This window comes from Actinoplanes sp. NPDC051859, assembly GCF_044452725.1.
Lineage (GTDB): Bacteria > Actinomycetota > Actinomycetes > Mycobacteriales > Micromonosporaceae > Actinoplanes.
In genome coordinates this window covers 202,201-219,652 of record NZ_JBITBX010000002.1, presented here as the reverse complement: position 1 = coordinate 219,652, position 17,452 = coordinate 202,201, and the positions used below count along the sequence as shown (strand labels likewise).

Annotated in this window: 18 protein-coding genes and 1 other RNA gene; 5 read left to right on the top strand and 14 right to left on the bottom strand. The window is 69.5% G+C overall.

What is annotated here, in order from left to right; all coding sequences use genetic code 11:
* Positions 1 to 461 precede the first annotated feature (461 nt).
* An RNA gene (gene rnpB, locus ACIA1L_RS04920) (RNase P RNA component class A) lies at positions 462 to 862 on the bottom strand.
* A 52-nt stretch (positions 863 to 914) separates the two neighbouring features.
* Between rnpB and ACIA1L_RS04915 the strand changes: the two genes are divergently transcribed.
* Both ACIA1L_RS04915 and ACIA1L_RS04910 read left to right on the top strand, forming a co-directional pair.
* The gene (locus tag ACIA1L_RS04915; RefSeq protein ID WP_396071191.1) at positions 915 to 1,658 is read left to right on the top strand and encodes a sulfite exporter TauE/SafE family protein; all 744 of its coding nucleotides are present in this window, start codon (positions 915 to 917) and stop codon (positions 1,656 to 1,658) included.
* A 28-nt stretch (positions 1,659 to 1,686) separates the two neighbouring features.
* On the top strand, positions 1,687 to 2,145 hold the full coding sequence (locus ACIA1L_RS04910) for a MarR family winged helix-turn-helix transcriptional regulator (RefSeq protein ID WP_396071190.1): 459 nt from the start codon (positions 1,687 to 1,689) through the stop codon (positions 2,143 to 2,145).
* A gap of 142 nt (positions 2,146 to 2,287) precedes the next feature.
* Here the strand turns inward: ACIA1L_RS04910 and mctP are convergent, their stop codons facing one another.
* The 8 genes from mctP to ACIA1L_RS04870 all read right to left on the bottom strand — a co-directional run bounded on the left by mctP (position 2,288) and on the right by ACIA1L_RS04870 (position 10,870).
* A complete protein-coding gene (mctP, locus tag ACIA1L_RS04905) occupies positions 2,288 to 3,937 on the bottom strand; it encodes a monocarboxylate uptake permease MctP (protein ID WP_396071189.1) in 1,650 nt (549 codons plus the stop codon).
* A complete protein-coding gene (locus ACIA1L_RS04900) occupies positions 3,930 to 4,169 on the bottom strand; it encodes a DUF3311 domain-containing protein (RefSeq protein ID WP_396071188.1) in 240 nt (79 codons plus the stop codon). The genes mctP and ACIA1L_RS04900 overlap by 8 nt, the downstream gene beginning before the upstream one ends.
* A 116-nt stretch (positions 4,170 to 4,285) precedes the next feature.
* On the bottom strand, positions 4,286 to 5,569 hold the full coding sequence (locus tag ACIA1L_RS04895; protein WP_396071187.1) for a glycoside hydrolase family 18 protein: 1,284 nt from the start codon (positions 5,567 to 5,569) through the stop codon (positions 4,286 to 4,288).
* Positions 5,570 to 5,652: 83 nt separating this feature from the next.
* Positions 5,653 to 6,885 (bottom strand): bifunctional RNase H/acid phosphatase, encoded by a 1,233-nt coding sequence (locus ACIA1L_RS04890; protein WP_396071186.1) that lies wholly within the window; start codon positions 6,883 to 6,885, stop codon positions 5,653 to 5,655.
* Positions 6,886 to 6,970: 85 nt separating this feature from the next.
* Positions 6,971 to 7,705, bottom strand: a complete 735-nt coding sequence (locus tag ACIA1L_RS04885) for a zinc ribbon domain-containing protein (protein WP_396071185.1) — start codon at positions 7,703 to 7,705, stop codon at positions 6,971 to 6,973.
* On the bottom strand, positions 7,702 to 8,562 hold the full coding sequence (locus ACIA1L_RS04880; protein ID WP_396071184.1) for a Nif3-like dinuclear metal center hexameric protein: 861 nt from the start codon (positions 8,560 to 8,562) through the stop codon (positions 7,702 to 7,704). Before ACIA1L_RS04880 ends, ACIA1L_RS04885 begins: the two co-directional genes overlap by 4 nt.
* A gap of 477 nt (positions 8,563 to 9,039) precedes the next feature.
* The gene (locus tag ACIA1L_RS04875; RefSeq protein ID WP_396071183.1) at positions 9,040 to 9,624 is read right to left on the bottom strand and encodes a flavoprotein; all 585 of its coding nucleotides are present in this window, start codon (positions 9,622 to 9,624) and stop codon (positions 9,040 to 9,042) included.
* A gap of 16 nt (positions 9,625 to 9,640) precedes the next feature.
* Complete coding sequence (locus tag ACIA1L_RS04870) at positions 9,641 to 10,870, bottom strand: helix-turn-helix domain-containing protein (protein ID WP_396071182.1); 1,230 nt, start codon at positions 10,868 to 10,870, stop codon at positions 9,641 to 9,643.
* 245 nt (positions 10,871 to 11,115) lie between these two features.
* Between ACIA1L_RS04870 and ACIA1L_RS04865 the strand changes: the two genes are divergently transcribed.
* Entirely contained in the window at positions 11,116 to 11,811 is a 696-nt protein-coding gene (locus ACIA1L_RS04865; protein WP_396071181.1) for a bifunctional DNA primase/polymerase, read from the top strand.
* A gap of 145 nt (positions 11,812 to 11,956) precedes the next feature.
* Here the strand turns inward: ACIA1L_RS04865 and ACIA1L_RS04860 are convergent, their stop codons facing one another.
* From ACIA1L_RS04860 to ACIA1L_RS04840, 5 genes are all read right to left on the bottom strand, one after another.
* Positions 11,957 to 12,544, bottom strand: a complete 588-nt coding sequence (locus ACIA1L_RS04860; RefSeq protein WP_396071180.1) for a helix-turn-helix domain-containing protein — start codon at positions 12,542 to 12,544, stop codon at positions 11,957 to 11,959.
* 313 nt (positions 12,545 to 12,857) lie between these two features.
* Positions 12,858 to 13,742, bottom strand: a complete 885-nt coding sequence (locus ACIA1L_RS04855; protein WP_396071179.1) for a hypothetical protein — start codon at positions 13,740 to 13,742, stop codon at positions 12,858 to 12,860.
* A 355-nt stretch (positions 13,743 to 14,097) separates the two neighbouring features.
* Positions 14,098 to 14,391, bottom strand: a complete 294-nt coding sequence (locus ACIA1L_RS04850) for a barstar family protein (protein WP_396071178.1) — start codon at positions 14,389 to 14,391, stop codon at positions 14,098 to 14,100.
* Between the two features lie 407 nt (positions 14,392 to 14,798).
* Positions 14,799 to 15,368: a hypothetical protein gene (locus ACIA1L_RS04845; protein ID WP_396071177.1), complete on the bottom strand. Its 570-nt coding sequence runs from the start codon at positions 15,366 to 15,368 to the stop codon at positions 14,799 to 14,801.
* 76 nt (positions 15,369 to 15,444) lie between these two features.
* On the bottom strand, positions 15,445 to 16,074 hold the full coding sequence (locus ACIA1L_RS04840) for a maleylpyruvate isomerase family mycothiol-dependent enzyme (RefSeq protein WP_396071176.1): 630 nt from the start codon (positions 16,072 to 16,074) through the stop codon (positions 15,445 to 15,447).
* A 52-nt stretch (positions 16,075 to 16,126) separates the two neighbouring features.
* Between ACIA1L_RS04840 and ACIA1L_RS04835 the strand changes: the two genes are divergently transcribed.
* The gene (locus tag ACIA1L_RS04835) at positions 16,127 to 16,981 is read left to right on the top strand and encodes a TIGR02569 family protein (protein WP_396071175.1); all 855 of its coding nucleotides are present in this window, start codon (positions 16,127 to 16,129) and stop codon (positions 16,979 to 16,981) included.
* Between the two features lie 10 nt (positions 16,982 to 16,991).
* Positions 16,992 to 17,450 carry a GNAT family N-acetyltransferase gene (locus ACIA1L_RS04830; RefSeq protein WP_396071174.1) on the top strand — a complete coding sequence of 153 codons (459 nt, stop codon included), beginning with the start codon at positions 16,992 to 16,994 and terminating at the stop codon, positions 17,448 to 17,450.
* Positions 17,451 to 17,452 lie beyond the last annotated feature (2 nt).

Sequence of the window (17,452 nt, the reverse complement as noted above, 5' to 3'; positions counted from 1 at the left end):
GGCGGCCCGCACGCGGGCCGCAGGCTCGGCGGACCGGCCGGGCACCCCAGAGGGGCCCCACCCCGCCGGTCCGCCGGCCGCAGCCGAGGGGTGCTTGCCGCACGACAAAGCCCGAGCCTCCGGCGGGAGCGCTCAGGCTTCTGGGATGGGTGCCATCCCGCCCACCGACGACCCAGGCGAAGCCGAGCAGACCTGCCCCTCCCGGGACAAGGTCGTTCGTCCGGTAGGGCGCTCCACCTTGTCCCGGGAGGGGCAGGCCCGCTCCACGGTGTGTGGGTCGACGGCGGACGGGATGGCGGCAGCGATTGGGTGGGGGCGAGGCGATCTCTGGGCCATGGCTGGGCCATCGGGGCCATCGCTGGGCCACAAAATGCCGACCAATGATGCCCAACGCTGATCAGTGACGAACACCTATACCCGCAGCTCAAGCCGGGGTACAGGTGCTCCGATCAGGAGGGCGACGGACGAGTCGGCCTGTACGCCGGATTTTGTCCGCGGCGATTGCTCGCCGCTGGGCGGTCATCCATCTCGGCCTGCCGTTGCCGACAGGCTCTTGCGGCCTACCCGCAGGCTCGGGCGAGCAGCCCTCGAACGCCTGCGCCGGCCCCGCACCTTGCGGCGTGGTGCCTTTCTTGGCCTTGCTCCGGGTGGGGTTTACCGAGCCATCCCGGTCACCCGGGATGCTGGTGGGCTCTTACCCCACCGTTTCACCCTTACCGGCTGAACAGCCGGCGGTTTGTTTTCTGTGGCACTTTCCCGCGGGTCGCCCCGGGTTGCCGTTAGCAACCACCCTGCTCTGCGGAGTCCGGACGTTCCTCGGCGGCACCTGTGAGGGCACCGACGCGACCGCCCAGCCGACTCGTCCGTCGCGGGTTGATGATACCTGGGGCTGAGGCCGTAGATTCTTGCGCATCATGGATGTTGGTCAGGTGCTGTTGCTGGTTGTTGCTGGTCTCGCCGCCGGGGTGGTGAACGCGGTCGCCGGGGGCGGGTCGCTGATCACGTTTCCGAGTCTGCTCGGGGCGGGGTTGCCGAGTGTCGCGGCTAATGTCACGAATTCGGTTTCGGTTTTTCCCGGGTACGTGTCGAGCGTGGTGGGCAGCCGCGCGGATCTGGCTGGGCAGCGCCGGCGGTTGGTGGCGATCGTGCCGACGAGTGTGGTGGGTGGGGCGGTCGGGTGTGCACTGCTGTTGAATACCCCAGCCAGGGCATTTGAGGTAATTGTCCCTTTTCTGGTGCTGGGTGCCACGGCCACGCTCGCCTTTCAGGATCGGTTGAAGCGGAGCGGGGGGACGGATCGGACAACAGCGCTGCACCTCGTCGTCTTCGTCGGGGCTGTCTACGGCGGCTACTTCGGCGCCGCCCTCGGGGTCATGTACGTGGCCGCGCTCGCCCTGGTCGTCAACGAAAGCCTGAACCGGATCAACGCGTTGAAGAACGTGCTGTCCGCGTCGGTGGGACTCGTGACCGTCGTCGTCTTCGCGCTGTTTGCGGAGATCCATTGGGGAGCGGTTGCCGCCGTCGCGCCAGCGACCGTGGTCGGTGGGTACGTCGGAGCGCGGATCGCGAGGCGGTTGCCCGCTCCGGTGTTGAAGGGCTTGATCGTCACATTCGGCGCGGTGATCGGAGTGGTGCTGCTGTGGCGGGCGTTCCGGTGACAGAATGCCGACGACGAGGGAAGGTCACATGGTCGAGGATGAGGCGGCGCTAGGCGTCATCGAAACCCAGGTCGCGATGATCGTGCGGCTGGGTGAGGCCACCCGGCGCAGTTCGCCCCGGCCGCATCGGGCGCTGGACCGGGCGGCGTACGTGATCCTGCGGTTTTTGCAGGAGGCCGGGCCGCAGAACATTTCCGCGGTGGCGCACCGGCTCAATTTGGACGGTTCGACGGTGACGCGGCAGGTCGGTGCGATGCATCGGGACGGCCTGGTGGAACGCAGCCCGGATCCGGAGGACGGCCGGGGCACGGTTATTGCCGCGACCGCGCAGGGGCTGGCGCAGGTGGAGGCGGTCAGCCGCGCCCGCCGCGAGCTCTATGACGTGCTGCTGCGGGACTGGACGCCCCACGAACGCAAAGAGCTCGCGGCCATGCTGGAACGGCTGACCCGGGACATGGACACCTACATCAAGACCCGCACCCCGTAAGGCACCAAGACCCGGCCCGGTGAGGCACCTAGACCCGGCCCGGTGAGGCACCTAGACCCGGCCCGGTGAGGCACCTAGACCCGGCCCGGTGAGGCACCTAGACCCGGCCCGGTGAGGCGTCAAGACCCGGCCCGTTAAGGCGTCAAGACCCGCTCCCCGTGAGCGCGTCCGGGGTGGTGCGGCCCTTTTCCAGGCGCGGGTCGCCCTCGTCGGCGAAGTAGTCGTCCGGCGTGGTGCCGTCCGCGCCTTCCGGAGTCTTGGCCGCACGCAGGATCAGCGTGACGATGACGGCGACGAGCAGGTTCACCAGCACCGCGATGAAGCCGACGTAGATGGTGCGCTTGGTGTCGAAGCCGAACTCGGACAGCGGGAACGCCGAACCGCCGAAGTGTTTGCGCCCGGTGGCCGCGTTGGGGATCTGATAGAGCATCCACATGCCGAGGCCCATGCCGGCGGCCCAGCCGGCGATCAGACCGCCGCGGTGCAGCCAGCGGGTGTAGAGGCCGAGGGCCACCGCCGGGGCGGTCTGCAGAATGATCACGCCGCCGATGAGTTGCAGGTCGATGGAGAACTGTGGGTCGAGGAAGATGATGAACGCGACCGCGCCGACCTTCACCACCAGCGAGACGATCTTCGCCACGTTGGCTTCCTGCGCGTGGGTGGCGTCCTTGCGCAGGTATTCCTTGTAGATGTTGCGGGTGAACAGGTTGGCCGCGGCGATCGACATGATCGCGGCGGGGACCAGGGCGCCGATGCCGATGGCGGCGAAGGCGATGCCCGCGAACCAGGCCGGGAACTGTTGGTCGAAGAGCAGCGGCACGACGGTGTTGCTGTCGACGGTGCCCTCGGTGGCGCCGGGCAGCGGCTTCACCCCGGCCGCGATGGCGGCATAACCGAGCAGGGCCAACAGACCGAGCAGGAAACTGTACGCGGGCAGCGCCGACATGTTCCGCTTGATCACGTTGCGGTTCTTGCTGGCCAGCACACCGGTGATCGAGTGCGGGTAGAGGAACAGCGCGAGCGCCGAACCCAATGCCAGGGTGATGTACTGCAGCTGGTTGTTGGCGTTGAGCGTGATCCCGTCGTTGGGGTTCGGCGAGGCGTCGAACTTGGCCTGCGCCGAGTCGAAGATGCCGCCCCAGCCGCCCAGCTTGTAGGGCAGGTAGATCACGGCGACCAGGATCACGATGTAGATCAGGGTGTCTTTGACGAAGGCGATCAGCGCGGGGGCACGCAGCCCGGACTGATAGGTGTACGCGGCCAGAATCGCGAACGCCACGATGATCGGCGCATGCCGGGCGAGCAGGCTGTCCCCGGTCATGCCCATCGTCTTGAGCACGGCCTCGATGCCGACGAGCTGCAGCGCGATGTACGGCATGGTCGCCACGATGCCGGTGATCGCCACGAGCAGCGCGAGGGTGGGCGAGTCGAACCGGCTGCGCACGAAGTCGGCCGGTGTCACGAACCCGTGCCGGTGCGACACCGACCAGAGCCGGATCAGAATCAGGAAGAACAACGGATAGATGACGATCGTGTACGGCACCGCGAAGAACCCGGCCGCACCGGCGCCGAAGATCAGCGCGGGCACCGCGACGAACGTGTACGCGGTGTAGAGGTCGCCACCGACCAGGAACCAGGTGATCCAGCCGCCGAAGCTGCGCCCGCCCAGCCCCCACTCGTCGAGGTGCGCCATGTCCTTCGGCGCGCGCCACTTGGCCGCCACGAAACCCATGGCGCTGACCAGCAGGAACAGCAGGGTGAAGACGACGATCTCGGTGATGTGGTCACTCATCGCCGGCCTCCGTACGCGCGGAAGGGCGGCGGGTCATCAGGTAAACGGTGGACGTGGCGGCCACGCCGAGCAGGATGAACGCGAACTGCAGCCAGTAGAACGCCGGGAAGCCGAAGAGCCGCGGCTCGTCAGAGTTGTAGAGCGGGGTCAGCAGCGGCACGATGATCGGGACGATGAGCAGCCAATTCCATGGGCTGCGGTCGCTGCGGCCGGAACGCACGGGTTCCGTCATGGGGGCACCTCCACTTCACGGCGGTCGCCGCAGGTTACCGAGAGGTTTCGGCGCCCCCCACTGCCCGAGATCATGGTGCGCCGAACGGCCCCGGTGGTGCGCCGAACGGCAAAGGATCAATCCAAGACCGCGGATATCGTACGGGTCAGAGCAGCGTTCTCGTCGTCGCCGTCGAGCGACCACATCATCGCCCCGCCCAGCCCCCGCAGCCGGATGTATGCCGCCTTCTGCGCCACCTGCACCGGGTCGTCGTAGGTCCAGAACGTCGTGCCGTCGAACAGCCAGGCATGCCCGGAGCGCAGGTCACGATGGACGGCGTAGCCCTGGTCGGGCAGGGCCTTGAGCACCTTGTAGTCCTCGGTACCGACGGCGAACGTTCCTGGCGCTCCCTTGGCGGCCGGGGCGAACAGGCCGTCGCCGCCGCCGGTCACGCCGGTCCAGCCCTGGCCGTAATAGGGGATGCCGAGCACAAGCTTGCGGGCCGGCGCACCGAGGTCCCGCCAAGTGTCGATGGCGACCTGGGCGGAGAAGTCGGGGTCGTCGGGGGCACCGGGCGGCACGCGCAGGGCGGACTGCTGGTTGGTGCGGGCATCCCACGAGCCGTGGAAGTCGTAGCCTTGGACCGTACCGAAATCGAGGTGTCGGAAGATCTCCGGCTCGAAGCCGGCGGCGATCTTCGCGGGCGCGGCCGGCAGGAACGCGGTCAGGTCGTAGCGCTCGCCGGTCGTGTGGGTGAGGCGGCGTAGCTGCCGCCGGAACTCGGCGGTGAGCAGGGTGAAATTCTGCTTGTCCTCGGGCCGGATCACGTTGCCGGGGTTGCCTTCGGAGGCGGGCCACTCCCAGTCGAGGTCGATGCCGTCGAAGATGCCGGCGGCGGTGCCGGCGGGCAGGCCGGGCAGGTCGCCTTTGATCCACAGGTCGATGCAGGAGGCGACGAGCTTGTGCCGGGACTCCTCGGTCAGCGCGGCGTCGGAGAAGTGCGCCGAGCCGGTCCAGCCGCCCAGCGAGATCAGCACCCGCAGCTCGGGGTTGGCCGCCTTGAGCTCGGCGAGTTGGTGCAGGTTGCCCGCCAGGGGCTGGCCGGGCTCGTCGGCGACGCCGTCCACACTGTTCTCGGCGGAGAACGACGTCTGCCAGTCGGCCCACGGGTCGGCGGAGGCACAGACGCCGTCCGCGGTGACCGGGCCGAACGCGTAATTGAGGTGGGTGAGCCGCTCGGCCGCACCCGAGTTCTGCACCTTGGCGAGCGGGAAGTTGCGGCCGTAGATCCCCCACTGCGTGAAGTAGCCGACCTTGACGTGCTGGTTCTCCAGATGCGCCAGGGCCGCGCCGGGCGTGGTCGTGACACCGATCAGGACGGTCGTGAGGACAGCGAGCAGCCGACGGGTGTTTCCGCGCATGAGCCCTCCAGGGGCGAGCACTTAAGAAAGTTTCCCGAATCAGGAAGCTAGAGCGCTCGCGCCCGGCGGGTCAAGACATCGATCTACCTCAAATGCGCAGTCTCGTTCACCGACCGCACGGCGATGCCACCGTCCGGCCACAGGTCCACCGTGGACACACCGGCCGCATCCAGGAAAAGCCGGTGCAGGAACAGGTCACTCGCGGCGAGCGCATCCTGCAGAATCAGCTTGATCGGTGAGACGTGCGAAACCACGACAACCACCGACGAAGGATACGCCGACTGCAGCGTCGCCAACACACCGCGGATCCGCTTCGACACCGCCTTGAACGACTCCCCGTTCGGCGGCGCCACGCTGGTGGAGTCGAGCCACCGGTCCAGCTCGTCGGGCCAGCGCTCCTTCACCTCGCCGAAGGTCAGCCCCTCCCAGTCACCGAAGTCGCACTCGATCAGGTCCGGAATGACGGTAACCGGGATGTTGCCCTGCTCGGCGGCGATCAGCTCGGCGGTGCGCGTACACCGCTGCAGGGGTGAGGAAACGACGGCCGCGACGTCGCGGCTGATGCCGGCGACCCGCCCGGCCGCGGCCATGGCCTGCGCCTCACCCTCGTCGCACAGCGGCACGTCGCCGCGGCCCGAGTAGCGACCCTGCTTGGTCAGCGAAGTCTCGCCGTGCCGCACCAGGATCAGCCGCGTGGCCGCATCGAGAGATGGCGGCGCCCAACTGCGCGGTGCGGCCTTCGGCGTCGTGCCGCTTCCGCTCACGCCAGACCTGCTCGCGCTGCTTCCGCTCGCGCCCGCCTTGCCCGCGCCGCTTCCGCCTGCGCCCGCCTTGCTCGCGCCGCTCCCGCCCGCCGACGCGGTCCGCTCGGGCTCGATCCGGTCCCGCACGGGCTTGCCCGCCGCCTCGTCCATCGCCTGGTTGGCGAGGGCGTCGGCCAGCTTGTTGCGCTCCCGCGGGATCCAGTCGAAGGTCACCGCCTGGAAGCCGGCCACCAGCGTGGCAGCTTCGGCCGCGAGCGGCCGCAACCCCGGATTCTTGATCTGCCAGCGCCCGGACATCTGCTCGACCACCAACTTCGAGTCCATCCGTACGTCGACCCGGGACGCACCCAGCTCGGCGGCGGCCCGCAGGCCCGCGATCAAGCCCTGGTATTCGGCGACGTTGTTGGTGGTGGCGCCCAGGGCACCGCAGCGCTCGAGCAGGACGTCGCCGCTGGAGTCGAGCACGACAGCGCCGTAGCCGGCCGGGCCGGGGTTGCCCCGCGACCCGCCGTCGGCCTCGACGGTCACCCGTAGGTCGTTTCCTGTGCTCATGATTCGCTCCCTCATGCGACGCCTGAAAGACGACGTCCCGCCTCCGCTGCGCTCCGACAGAACGCCGCCGCGTCAATTCGGTCGCTCACAGGCCCGACTCGGCAGTGCGGACCATGATCCGGCGGCACTCCTCGCAGCGCACCACCTCGTCGGCCGGGGCGGACTTGACCCGGTTGAGGTCGGCGCCGTACAGCTCGATGCGGCAGCCACCGCAGCGCCCAGCGCGGAACAGCGCGGCACCCAGGCCGGTATCCGCGCGGACCTTGTCGTAGAGCTGGACGAGGTCAGCCGGCAGATCCGCGGCCAGCGGCACCCGGGCCTGCGACTTGAACTCCTGCTCCTTGTCGATCTCCGCGTACGTCTCGTCGCGGTTCTTCTCGGCCGCCGACCGACGCTCGCCGGCCTCGGCGAGGCGCGCCTTGACCTCGGCCAACGCCCGCTCGACGGTCTCCTTCTTCTCCATGAGCTCCAGCTCGGCGTCCTCCAGCTCGGACTGCCGACGGTTCAACGTCGCCAGCTCGTGCTGCAGACCCTCGATCTCCCGGAGTGCCCCGCCGGCGTCGAGCCGGGCCTGGTCGCGGTCCTTGCGGGTCCGGACCTGCTCGATGTCCTTCTCGTAGCGGGTGATGTCCCGGTCCAGGTCGTCCACGGCCACCTGCGCCCGGACCCGCTCGTCCTCGAGCGCGGACAGCTCGCGGGCGACCTTCTCGATCTCGGCGAGCTCGGGCAGCGACCGGCGACGGTGCGCGAGCTGGTTCAGCGCGGTGTCGATGCCCTGCAGGTCGAGCAGGCGCTGCTGGTCTTTGGGGGCGGCCTTCACAGATCGTTCTCCTTGGCTGAGCTGACCGCGTGCACGGTCCAGGGGTCGGTGTCGAGATCGGACACGAGCGCGGTGACGCCGAGCTGCGCGCGCAGCCACCCGGCCACCTCGTCGAGCCAGGGCCGCTCACTCGCCCAATGGGCGACGTCGAGCAGCGCGGGACCGCCGGCGGCAAGATGCTCGCTGGCGGGATGATGACGCAGGTCGGCACACAGGTACGCGTCGGCACCCGAAGCAACGGCGGCGCTCAGGAACGAGTCACCGGCGCCTCCGCAGACGGCGAGCGTCCGCACGATGCGGTCGGGATCCCCGGCGGCCCGTACCCCCGCAGCGGTGGCCGGCAGCCGCCGGGCGGCGAAGGTTGCCAGGTCAGCGAGCCGCATCGGGGTAGCCAGCTCCCCGACCCGTCCCGCCCCCCGGCCCTCGCCCGCAGCCGGACTGCCCGGCGTCGCGGGCACCAACGGGCGCAGCAGCACGAGGTCGAGCCGCGCGGCGAGCGCATCCGCGACACCGGGGTTCGCCACATCGGCGTTCGTGTGCGCCACATAGAGCGCGATGTCGGCCTTGATCAGCCGATGCACGATCCGCCCCTTGTACGTGTCCGGCGCAACCGACGACACGCCCTTCAGCAACAGCGGATGGTGCGCCAGGATCAACCCGGCGCCGGCCGCCACCGCTTCCTCGACGGTCTCCGGCACGCAGTCGACGACGCAGAGCACGGTCTCGACGGGCTGCTCGAAGTCGCCGAGCACCAGGCCCACCCGGTCCCACTGTTCCGCCCAGACCCGCGGATATCGGGCGTCCAAGGCAGCCACGACCTCACGAACGGTGGGCGGCGAAAGAGCGGAGTCGGTCACGGCCGCCAACTCTACCCAGCCCCCGGACCGTCTCCCGCCCTCACCAGGCCATCTCCCCACCATCCGCCGCGCGCCGGCAGTCCGAGAACCCGTCACTCACCGCCATGACCGCCCGGACCCCTCCCGCACATGCGCCGTTGAGACAGCCCAGAACCACCCCGGCCGCTCGACGAACGCGGACTGCCCAGGCATCGCCATCACCAACCGCCACGACCGCGCAGAGCAACCCGGCCGCTCGAACGAGGGCAGGCCGCCCCGCCACCGCGGGTCACTCACCGGCTCGACCGCACAGAGCAACCCCGCCGCTCGAACGAGGACAGGCCGCCCAGCCACCGCCGGTCGCTCACCGGCTCGACCGCACAGAGCAACCCGGGCCGCTCGAACGAGGTCAGGCCACCCCGCCACCGCCGGTCGCTCACCGGCTCGACCGCGCACAGCAACCCGACTACTCGACGAGAGCGGGCTGCTTGGCGGGGGTTAGGAGCGGGCGCCCGGCTCGACCCGGTTCTCGGTGTCGAAGCGGGAGTGCAGGGCTTGCAGTGCTCGGCGCCAGGGGAACTGGCTGCGGAACCGGTCGTTTTGGCCGGGACCGCCGAGCCGGACGACGTCGTCGCCGTGCAGCACCTGAACGCCCCAATTGCGGAGTTTCGCGATGCTTTCGTGCAAGGCCGGATGCATAGCCATGACCTTGTTCGTGTATGGCACCACGACGGTGGGGACGCCGAAGCCGTACCCCTCGACGAGGAGGCCGAGCACCAGCGTGTCCGTGATCCCGGCGGCCCATTTGTTGACGGTGTTCACCGTTGCGGGCGCCACGATCATCGCGTCGGCGGGCGGGAGCAGGTCCTCGTCGCCGGGGTTCTTGTAGTAGCTGCGGACGGGGTGCCCGGTCTGGGCGTGCAGGGCGGCCGCGTCGACGAACTTGCGCCCGTCGGGAGTGGTGATCACGCAGACCTCCCACCCGTCCCGTTGGGCCAGGTCGACCAGCACGCCCACGTCCCGGGCGATCGGCGAACCGCACACCAGGACATAAAGGACGCCCGGTGCCCTATTGGCGCTCATCACCGCAGAATCCACCTCATACGCCGACTCCCATCTGTTCGGCCAGCTCCGCGATGGGCGCCGGCGGGGTGCCCCGGGTGCGTCGCAGCACGTCCGAGAGGACCTCGTGCGCGAGCGGGCGGCAGCGGATCTCGGAGGGGGCGAGCCTATCGCCCTCCAACAACATCGCACTCGCGTTTTCCACATCGCCTACCTGGGCATAGCCGCGGGCAATGTCCAGATAGTGGTGTGCGCGCCGCTCCGGCAGCAGAGCCGCAAAAGCGGCCGTGTCAATGCCCCGGTGTGTCTCGATCGCCTTGCTGCCGTCGCCCAACTCCACCGCCGCAGCCGCGCGATGCAGCTCCACGTTGGTCGGCCCGAACGACGAGTAGTAGTAGTTGAAGTCGCCGCCCAGGTCCCGCGCCGCTTGCTCCGCGCCGCTGACGAGGTCGCGCACCGTCGCACTGTCCCCGATGCGTGCGGCTGCCATTGCGGCTGTGAGCAGCAATAACCCGTACACGGAAAGTCTTTGGGGGGTGGCTGATTCCGATGTGGTCGGCGCGAGCCGATTGGCGATGTTGACGTTGACCTCGAGCGCGGACCGCACCCGGCCGAGCGAGAGCAGCGCCATGCCGACCCGGTGGCTGGCCATGCCCGCGAGCAGTTGGTCGCCGGCCCGCTGCGAGACCGCGATCGAGCGGTCAGCGGCCAGCCAGGACAGCTCGTGCTCGCCGACCTTGCGCAACACCGACGAGGCGATCTGATAAACCTGGCCCAGCAGGTGGGCGGCCTCCCGAGAGTCCTCGCTGCCCGCGAAGGCGCTGTCCGACGCCTGCGCCTCGCGCAACAGCTGGGGAAGCTTGCGGGCGATGACGCCGTAACGCGCGTGCTGGTAGGTGAGCCACGCGTGACCGACCGCTTTGCGCATCTCGGTCAGGCACGGCGGCGTCGGAACGGGCTGGAAGAACGCGTTCATCTGGTCATAACGCTCCAGCGCCGCGCGGATCTCCTCGACCTCGACCTGGTCGATGCAGGTCTGCGACTCGGGCTTACGCTCGACGTCCTTGCCCAACAGCAGCTGGACATCTATCGCCAGGACGTCGGCGATCTCGTAGACGACGGAGAACTTGTCGAGCCGGCGGACCCCCCGCTCCACCTTGTCGACCCAGCTCTTGGACTTGCCCAACCGGTCAGCGAAGACCTGTTGGGACATTTTGCGCCGGCCGCGCCAGTAGGCGACTCGACGGCCGATCGGCAGCTCGTCCACGGTGCCTCCCCAAACTCACCCGGCGACCCCCGCCGGTGAGCAACCGGTGTTTCACTCGACAGTGTGGACCTCACTCGTCTGTGCTGGTCGCACAACTTGTGTGATCTCTTGTCCACCGGCGCTCGTAGTTTCTCATGCAACTTGCAAAAGGTGATCTGTCCGAACCAACGACGCGTGTCGTGCTTGGTGACGGCAACTCCGGCTGATATAGCGCCGGAGGCCGGCGAATCGGGGGTAAACCGACCATGCAGTGGAGCTTCCGCCAACCGATCAGCCCATGGGCGACGATCGATCGCCTGCTTCTGCGCCGAGCAGCCCGGCGCTACGCCAGTCGCGGATGGACGGTGACGCCGGGCGCATTCCTCACCGGCGACCGCTTCACCTGCGGCCGCGCCGGCTGCCCCATCACCGGCTGCCATCCCGCGCTGGAACGGTGGGAAGACCTCGCCACCGCCGACCCCGAACAGGTCAGCCGCTGGTGGCGACGCCGCCCCTACATGGTGCTGCTGCCGACCGGGCGCACCTTCGACGCCCTCGAAGTCCCCGCCCCGGTAGGCCTGCGAGTCCTCGGCGCGGTGCGGCTGCACACCGACGTGATCGGCCCGGAGCGGGGCGACGCCCGCGGTCCGGTCCTGGTCACACCGACCGGACGCTGGATGTTCCTGGTACGCCCGGGCGAGCAGCTGGCCCCGGAACTCGCGTCCCACCTGGACATCATTCGGCACGGCTACGGATCGTGGATCCCCGCCGCACCGAGTCGGACGCCCCAAGGACCGGTCCGCTGGGCCGTCAGCCCGGACCAGAACGACTGGACCCTGCCGACATCCGCGGCCGTCCAGGCGATGCTGCTGGACGCCCTGGACTCCCTCGGCCGCCGACCACAACGGAGAGTCACCGTCACCGTGCCCCGCCAGCTGTCCACAGCCCGCCGAGCGGCGTAACCCCCGCGCCGAGGGCAACGTCCGCACCGAGAACCGAGAGCGATCCGAGGCGTCCATGTTGCCGTCAACCTATGCGGCTACTTGACGGTAGACTAGTCCCCCGTTCGAGTTATGGGCATTTACGGACGTCATCGAGCGCTGACGTTCACGGCGACTTCTTGGTGGGGCGGGCGCGGACGTGCATCCGCTCGCCCTGTGGACCGAAGATCGTGAGCAGTTCGACGGCCTCCCCTGTCGCGCTGCCGAACCAGTGCGGGACGCGGGTGTCGAACTCGGCGGCCTCGCCCGGCGGCAGGACCAGGTCGTGTTCGCCGAGGACGATCCGCAGGTGGCCGGCCAGCACGTACAGCCACTCGTACCCCTCGTGGGTCTGCGGATCGGGCTCCTGGGGCGGACCGGCCGGGATGAGGATCTTGAAGGACTGCAGGCCCGAAGCCTGCCGGCTGAGCGGGATGATCGTCTGCCCGCTGCGATGCTTGATCGGCCGGGCATAGATCCGCGGATCCCCGGTCGCCGGCGCGCCCACCAGCTCGTCCAGCGGCACCCGATAGGCCCGCGCCAGCGGGAGCAACAGCTCAAGCGTGGCCCGACGCTGCCCGGATTCCAGGCGCGACAGGGTGCTGACGGAGACGCCGGTGACCTCGGACAGGGCGGCGAGCGTGGTGCCGTGCTGTTGCCGAAGTGCCCGCAGGCGAGGTCCCACCGCGGCCAGAACGTCCTCATTTGCTGTCACAGCAATTGAGGTTGCCAGCTCGCGGGCCCGCCTGCCACCCACGGCGCGCGGCGCGCGGCGCACGGCGCACGGCTCACGGCTCACGGCTCACGGCTCACGGCTCACGGCTCACGGCTCACGGTGTCGGCGCGCGGCGCACGGCGCACGGCTCACGGTGTCGGCGCGCGGCGCGCGGCGCACGGTACAGGGTGTCGGCGGGGTAGCACGACCTGGTCGCCCGGCCCTCCCGGGCCAGGGCAGAAGAGCCGAGTGATCAGGCGCGGGGTGTCCGGGGCCAGTTCGCGGGGCTGGCGCCGCTTTCGGCAGGCGGCGATCAGTCGCGGGGGTCTGGGGCCAGTTCTCGGTAGGCGGCGATCACGGCGGCGGTGCGTTCGGCGAGTTCCGGGCCGGAGTCAGCGGGGGCGGAAGCGGCCGCGGAAAGGCGGGAGATCGCCAGTTCGGCCTCGCGGGCGGTCTCGCCGACCCGCTGTTCGCGAAGCAGGTTTTCCCCGGCAAGAGCGGCAGCGTTGATGCTCGCCAAGATCCGGTTAGCGGCGCCGGCCGTGGACCGCCACAGCCCTTCCACCCGGAGTCGCTGCTCGGCGAGCGCCTGCACAGCGGGACTGCCGGCGGGCAGATTGTGCAGGGCGGCAGCGCCCAGCTCTTCACGGAGCCGACGGATCTGTTGGCGCCGACTCATGATCGCGGCCAGCTCACGCAACGCAGCGGTGAGGCTTCGGTCGGCGTCAACCGGGTCGATCATGTGCTGCAGCGCCGGCCAGGTCTGCCGAACCCGGCGCGCCACCTCCAGCGCCCGCCCGTAGGCGACCCGCTCCTCGGCGGCATGCAACACGTACGAGTCCTCGCCGCGCGGCAGGGCCAGCGTGCCTTTACGCGCCGCGCGTGCCTGCTGAATGCTGACAAAGGTTACTAAAGCGACAGATCCGGCAGCCGCCGCCCACCACGGGATACCCACGGCGCTGAGCACGGCAGAGAGCACCACCAGCGCCAAGGCGAGCTGGGAGGAGAAACGCACCCGCACCTCGCGGCTGCGGCCACTCGGCCGCACCGGCACCACCTCGGTAACCGACCCCTGTCGGTCCCGCCGAGCGCGCCCGGTCCGCATCTTGATCGGGTACGGCGACACCACGATCTTCTCGTGGTCGACCCCGACAAACAGGTGGTCGGCCCCGACGGGCGAACCCGGGAGTCCGGTCACGGCGCACCCCTTCCACCCGCGTCTGATAGCCGAGCGGACCCGGCCGCCGAGGGGGTACGGCCGGGCCCGCTCACCCACGGAGCCGTCCGCAGGTACCAGAGGAATCGGGTCCAGCCGACCGCACTTGAGCTGGCCTAAGGTGCAGCGCGGGTGCGACCGTGGCGCCATTCGGCGCAGTGCCCGCGAGGGCCCCGCCCCGCACCCGCCGCCCGCTTGTCAGTGCTCGCCTACTCGCGTGCCCGCGTGCCCGTCTGCCTATCTGCCCTCCTGCCCACCCCACCTATCCCCGCCTGCCTGCCCGTCCAAGCGAGTCCCGGCAGTGCCGGCTTCTCGGACGACCAGCAGTCGGCGAACGCTATTCGAAGACTCGGAAGACGAATCGTTCGTTCCAGCCCCGCCCGGTGTCGGCAGTCTCGATCGCTGCCAAAGTCCGCACGTACCGGTTGTACAGCTCCAGGCCGAGTGCCAGCCGCAGGCTGCCCGCGTGGATCCAGACGAGTTGTAAGGGGCGGGGATCACCGGCCGCGAGTTTACGGCTCAGATCGTCGAGGTTGTGACGGTAGTACGGCCCGTAGCCGAGTGCTCCGGACAGCCGCCGGTGCAGGTCCGCCTCATCGAGCACGGACCGGCAGTCGATGACCACGTTCACCGTCTCGCCTTCCGTCGCGGGTCGCCACCCGACCCCTGATCAACGACCTGGATCGCCACGTGATCATGAAAGTGGCAGGCATCTCGTCGACTGTGCCCCGCGACCGCCAGCGGAAACGCCCCCGCCAAGTCCGGCACACTCCACCGGTAACCGACCCGCACCACCAGCGACCCGGGCACCACACCGCTATCGGCCCGCATACCAGCCGGGAAGGATCCGAGGCGGGCGAACAACGGATGCCTGCAGGCAAGGCGGTGTCCACGGTCGCGTCGCAGCCGTTCTGGCTGCCATGGCAGCGCCGAAGGGGCCACGTGTCCCACTGTCCGGCCCACAGGACCGAAGGGGCCGGACGGTGGGAACACGCCGAGTGCGTTCGGGCAGGGAACCCACGTCCGGCCGATCGGCACCTATGACGCGGGAACTCCCTCCACAGCAGATCTCGGCGCAGACGGCTCGCCGGTGACGGCGGTCTGTCGGTCGGAGACCGAGCCGTCGGGATAACGCAGGCCGGTCTCCGACACGCTTTCGCCGAGGATCTCGAGCCGAGCCCGGATGCCACCCCGGCTGCGGCCGAACTCCGCCATCAGGTCCCGCTCCGAAACCCCCGCGCGATAGTGCTCCACCAGCCGCTCGTCGTCCTCGGTGGACCAGCGGACGCCCCGGTTGGGGTAGCGCTTGGGTGGCGGTTCGGCGATCCGGCCCGAGGACGCACTGCGCCGGGTGCGCAGGGTCGAGAGGCCGGCCAGGGTCGTGGTGAGGGCGTCGGCCACGGCGGGGAGGTCGGCGGGCGAGATTCCTCCGCCGATCTCGCTCACCACCTCGCCGCCGGGACCCCAGCCGGTGAGGGACAGCCGGATGCGGTCGTCACCCGTACCCGAAGCGGTGAGGTGGTAGGTGTTGCCACCCGCCAGGAAGTGCCGGTCGAGATGGGTGTGCGGGCGCCGGTCAAGCTCCGCCGTGTATTCGTTGTTATCCATGGAGTGGACGGTAGGGTGGGGGTCCGACAGTTCCCGGCGAATCTGCCGTGACTGTCAGGTAGGCAACATCGGCGGCTCAGCAGCCGAGCCGCTTGCCGAGGATGCGCAAGCCCGGACCGGTGAGATCGTCAAACGCCACGGTACGCCCGCACATGGCCATCATCAGTGCCTCCGCCGGCCCCACCACCAGCTCGCCCACGCCTTTGAACCAGTCCAGGTCGGTAGCCTCGAACCGCAGTCCGGCCAGCCGCCGCCGCGGCGCGAAACCGTACGCGCGGCCACCGGTGAGAAACTCCAACGAAGCCTGCAGTCGTTCTGGCCGCAGGTCGTGGGGCAGGCCGAGGGGGCGGCGCATGTCCTGGCCGTGCACCTGGAGGTCGGTGAGCTGACCCGCGTACCCGACAAGGGGTGGTTTGAAGGGGTGGTCCGCCGCGGCTCGGAGGGTTTGAGCGAGCTCCACGGCCGGGCGGTTCGCCGTCAGGACGGCCAGCTCAGCATTCGCACGGTGCAGCCGAAACTTGTTGCGGACCAGCAGCGTCAGCAACGGCACCGGCGGGCGCACCAGCGCGGCAAGCAGGTGACCTGCTACTTCTTTGACCGTCCACTCGCCGCAGAGGCTCGGCGAGTCCAGCTGTTGGGCGTCCAACGAGTCGAGCAGATCGGCGATGGCACGGCGTTCGTCGGCGATGGCGGCACGGATATCCACAGGCTCAGGCTATCGGTCCGCCAAGATCGGTTCGGCGCGGTTGAATGACCCCATGAAAGATCACCGTCCCCCACCGGAAGTCTTGCGGGCATTCGGCGCGACCGCCGAGCCCGTGCGCCTCTCCGGCGGCAAGGGCGGCACCTGGCGAGCGGGCGACGTGGTGGTCAAACCGGCGGAAGGCGATGACGAGGTCCGCTGGCGAGGCGAGGTCCTCGACGCGCTGCCCGAGTCGCCGCTGTTCCGCATCGCCCGGCCGATCCGCGCCGCGAACGGCGACTGGGTGGCCGGCGGCTGGGAGGCGACCCGCGCGGTCGCGGGCCAGCCTGATCAGCAGCGCGTCGACGACGTCATCCGCACCGGATCCGCATTCCACGAGGCGGTCGCCCACCTGCCACGGCCCGGCTTCCTGCGCACCAGAACCGACCCCTGGGCGTACGGGGAAAGGCTCGCCTTCGGCGACTCCCCCGCCCCAGGCGAACCGCCGGGCACCTCCACCGACCCGGGCGGACCGCTCGGCTTCTCCGCACACCTCGGCGAACCGCTGCTGGCTCGCTTGTTGGCCGTCCGGCGTCCGATTGACCTGGCTGAGCAAGTTGTCCACGGGGACCTGCTCGGCAACGTCTTGTTCGCGGACGGTCTGCCTCCGGCCGTGATCGACTGGGCGGCCTACTGGCGACCACCCGGCTGGGCCACCGCGGTGGCCGTCGTCGATGCGATGGTGTGGCACGGCGCCGACCTCACCACGGCGCAGCGGTGGTCGCACCTTCCGGAATGGGGCCAGCTCCTGGTCCGCGCCACCATTTTCCGGCTCGCCACCTGGGCCGCGGCCGGCTGGACCCACGAACCCCGCGAAGCCTACGAACCGGTGGTGCACGAGGTGATCGCCTATGCCGCCCACACCGTCTAGGGTTCCGTCCGTGGCAGACGTGCGACTGGAACCGATGACCGAGACAGACTTCGCGACCTATCGCGAAACGGCCGAGGAGGACTACGCCCAGCAGGTTGCCGAGTCAGGCGCGATGTCGCTGGCCGAGGCGCGCGAGAAAGCCACCGCCGATTTCGTACGCCTGCTGCCCGGCGGCCTGTCGAGCCCCGACCAGTTCTTCTGGCTCGCTCACGCGGACGACGTCGAGGTCGGCATGATCTGGCTGAACATCGCCGCCCAGAAGGCCTACATCTTCGACATCGTGGTGCGGGAAGACCAACGCCGCCACGGGTACGGCCGGGCCATCATGCGCGCCGCCGAGGACGTGTGCCGCACCCGAGGCGTGACCTCCATCGGCCTCAACGTCTTCGCTCAGAACGCGGGCGCCCGGAAGCTGTACGAGCAGGAGGGCTACGAAACCACGTCGCTGCAGATGCGCAAACTGCTGTGAGG

Coding starts and splice junctions, on each gene's coding strand:
- ACIA1L_RS04915 (WP_396071191.1), top strand. CDS start 915: ATGGATGTTGGTCAGGTGCTGTTGCTGGTTGTTGCTGGTCTCGCCGCC.
- ACIA1L_RS04910 (WP_396071190.1), top strand. CDS start 1,687: ATGGTCGAGGATGAGGCGGCGCTAGGCGTCATCGAAACCCAGGTCGCG.
- mctP (WP_396071189.1), bottom strand. CDS start 3,937: ATGAGTGACCACATCACCGAGATCGTCGTCTTCACCCTGCTGTTCCTG.
- ACIA1L_RS04900 (WP_396071188.1), bottom strand. CDS start 4,169: ATGACGGAACCCGTGCGTTCCGGCCGCAGCGACCGCAGCCCATGGAAT.
- ACIA1L_RS04895 (WP_396071187.1), bottom strand. CDS start 5,569: ATGCGCGGAAACACCCGTCGGCTGCTCGCTGTCCTCACGACCGTCCTG.
- ACIA1L_RS04890 (WP_396071186.1), bottom strand. CDS start 6,885: ATGAGCACAGGAAACGACCTACGGGTGACCGTCGAGGCCGACGGCGGG.
- ACIA1L_RS04875 (WP_396071183.1), bottom strand. CDS start 9,624: ATGAGCGCCAATAGGGCACCGGGCGTCCTTTATGTCCTGGTGTGCGGT.
- ACIA1L_RS04865 (WP_396071181.1), top strand. CDS start 11,116: ATGCAGTGGAGCTTCCGCCAACCGATCAGCCCATGGGCGACGATCGAT.
- ACIA1L_RS04845 (WP_396071177.1), bottom strand. CDS start 15,368: ATGGATAACAACGAATACACGGCGGAGCTTGACCGGCGCCCGCACACC.
- ACIA1L_RS04835 (WP_396071175.1), top strand. CDS start 16,127: ATGAAAGATCACCGTCCCCCACCGGAAGTCTTGCGGGCATTCGGCGCG.